The sequence below is a fragment of the Rhizobium sp. P1_E1 genome, from assembly GCF_056406015.1.
On sequence record NZ_JBFUAY010000373.1, the window covers coordinates 1 to 2,894 of the forward strand.

The 2,894-nt window shown below is 63.2% G+C and carries 3 protein-coding genes; all 3 read left to right on the top strand.

The window, feature by feature from the left end:
- A partial coding sequence (locus AC1D1Z_RS35845) for a sugar ABC transporter ATP-binding protein (RefSeq protein WP_477853554.1) occupies window positions 1-1,307 on the top strand: 1,307 nt, incomplete at its 5' end.
- On the top strand, window positions 1,297-2,316 hold the full coding sequence (locus AC1D1Z_RS35850; protein ID WP_047620402.1) for an ABC transporter permease: 1,020 nt from the start codon (window positions 1,297-1,299) through the stop codon (window positions 2,314-2,316). The genes AC1D1Z_RS35845 and AC1D1Z_RS35850, both read left to right, overlap by 11 nt.
- Window position 2,317: 1 nt before the next feature.
- Window positions 2,318-2,894, top strand: a 577-nt coding sequence (locus AC1D1Z_RS35855) for an ABC transporter permease (RefSeq protein ID WP_477853557.1), incomplete at its 3' end; no start/stop codon positions are given.

The window sequence follows — 2,894 nt, forward strand, 5'->3', positions numbered from 1 at the left end:
GGCTGACACCACATGTTGCCGAAGAGCTTGGCATCCACTTCATTCACCAGGATCGACTGCTGGTGCCGACCTTCACCGTCGGCGAAGCCCTGTTCCTCGGCCGGGAGCCGCGGATATCAGGCACGCCGTTCCTCGACCGCCGACTGATGCAGCGCCGCGCGTCTGATATTCTCAACGACTATTTCGGTATCCGCTTGCCGAACGCCGCCTTGATCAGCGAATTGTCGACTGCCGAAAAACAGATCGTGCAAATCACCCGCGCCCTCCTCAATCAGCCGAAAGTGCTCGTCTTCGATGAGCCGACGGCCGCCTTGGTGCGCCGCGAGGCCGATATCCTGTTCCGGTTGATCCGCCGTCTGCGCGACGAAGGCGTCACCATCATCTATATCTCGCATTACCTGAACGAAATCGAAGAGCTCTGCGACCACGTCACCGTGCTGCGCAATGGCCTCGACGTCGCCTCCCTGCCGATCGGCGACACTTCGGCCGGTGCAATTGCCCGGCTGATGGTCGAGCGCGACATCAAGGAGATGTTCCCGAAGCCGCAGGTGACGCCGGGCGAGGACATCCTCAAGCTCGAGCAGCTGTCGGCGCCAGGGAAATATAGCGACGTGAGTTTTACGCTTCGCCGCGGCGAGGTGCTCGGCCTCACAGGCCTGCTCGGCTCCGGCGCAAAGGAATTGGTCCGCACTCTCTTCGGTCTGGAGACCCCGGCTTCTGGCCATATCGAGATCAGCGGCAAGACCACCCGTTTCACCAATCCCACCCAGGCAGCCGGTCGCGAGATCGCACTGGTGCCGGAAGACCGGCGTCGCCACGGCGTCGCGCTCGACCTCAGCGTCGCGGAAAATATCAGCCTTTCGAGCCTTGGCCGCTTTACGCGTTTCGGCTTTCTCGATCGCAGACGCGAACAGAGAGAAGTGGACGCTCTGATTACGCGGCTGCAGGTGAAGACCAACGGGCGTGATGCCCTRCTGCGCACGCTTTCGGGCGGCAACCAGCAGAAGATCGCCATCGCCAAGTGGCTGAGCCGCCGTTCCGAGGTCTATCTCCTCGATGAGCCGACGGTTGGCGTCGATATCGGCTCCAAGGTCGAGATCTATACGCTGATCGGCGAACTCGCGTCGCGCGGCGCCGGCGTCATCGTGCTGTCTTCGGATCTGCCCGAACTCATCGGCATTACCGATCGCATCCTGGTGCTCTTCCGCGGCCGCGTGGTGCGGGAATTCATATCGTCGGAGACCACGACGGATGCGGTGCTGGCTCAATCGACCGGATCATCCGAGGGACATCGCCATGTCGGCTGAAGTGGAATTCGCGCCTTCCGGTTTTTCCGCTGCTGAACCGCCTCCCCGCCCGGCCGGCAATATTGCGGCTGCGGCATTGCGCTTCGGATCGCTGATCGCTTTCGCCGCCATCCTGATTATCTTCTCGCTGACCGCACCTTATTTCCTCAGCATCGGCAATATCGGCAACGTGCTTGGCCAATCGGCCATCTCCGGTGTGCTGGCCATTGGGTTGACGATCGTGCTGATCGCCGGCGGCTCCAATGTCGTCACCGGTGGCATCGACCTGTCGCTCGCTGCCAATATGGGTCTCAGCGCCGCCGTCTATGCGAGCCTGACGCAACTCGGCTACGGCGATGCGACGGCGATTGCCGCGACAATCTTGACCGGCGCCCTGATCGGCACGGTCAATGCCATTGCCGTCGTCTATGCCGGCATCGTGCCGCTGCTGGCCACGCTTGCCGTCATGAACGTCGTCGCCGGTCTGGAGTTGGTACTGACCGGCAATACCGTCCTGCCGGCCTCGACACCTTTCCTATCGGCGCTTTCCGCCTCGGATCCTTTCGGCATCCCGGTTCTTGCCTATGTGCTTCTCGGCTTCACGGCCGTCACCACGGCGATCGTGCAATATACGCCGCTCGGCCTGCGTCTCTACGCCGTTGGTGAGTTCCCGGATGCGGCGCGTGCCGCCGGTCTGCCGCTTCGCCGGCTGCTGGCTGGCGCCTTCGTCGCCAGCGGCGTCTCCGGCGGCATCGCTGGTATCCTGTCGGTTTCCTATCTGAGCGGCAGCACGACCGGTGCCGGTGAGATGCTGTTGCCCGTCGTCGTGACAGCCCTGCTCGGCTCGGTCTTTTCGCGCCGGCTGGTTCCAACGGTCACCGGAACGCTGCTTTCGGCCCTTTTGGTCGGCTTCCTGGTCAATGGTTTCCAGCTGCTGAACATTTCGAGCACGCTGGTCAGCGGCGTCCAGGGTGTGCTCATTCTCATCGTCGTTTCCGCGACCACGCTGCTGCGCCGACAGGAGGCCTGACATGTCGCTCCAGACCCCTCCCCTCGCCACCATCGGCTTGCCGCGTCTTATCGCTGGTGGTCTGGTGCGCTATGGCTTGATCCTCGCCCTGGTTGCGGTATTTGCCGCCTTTTCCGTGGCAACGCCGACGTTCCTGACGCCTGCGAACCTGCAGAGCATCCTCGTCAACAATTTCACGCTGCTTGCCATCGTCTCCATCGCCATGACCTTCGCCGTCGCGTCGGGCGGCATCGATCTTTCGGTGGGAACGGCGATGGATTTTGCCAGCTTCGCCTTCGTTTCGCTCGTCCTCGCCGGGCAGCCGGTGGCAGTCGCCGCACTCGCGGGACTGGCCGCCGGAGCGTTCGTCGGTGCGTTCAACGCGCTGTTGATTTCCGGGATCGGCGTGTCGCCGTTCCTCGCCACGCTCGGCACGCTGTTTATCGGCCGCAGCGTTCAGCAGCTGCTGACCAATGGCGGCAATCCGGTCTATCTGCCGCCGAACGGCGTGCCGGAAGCCTTCCGTTTCCTCGGCCACGGCACGATCGCCGGCTTTCCGGTGCCGCTTGCGGTTGCCATTGCCGTGATCGCGGCCGCTG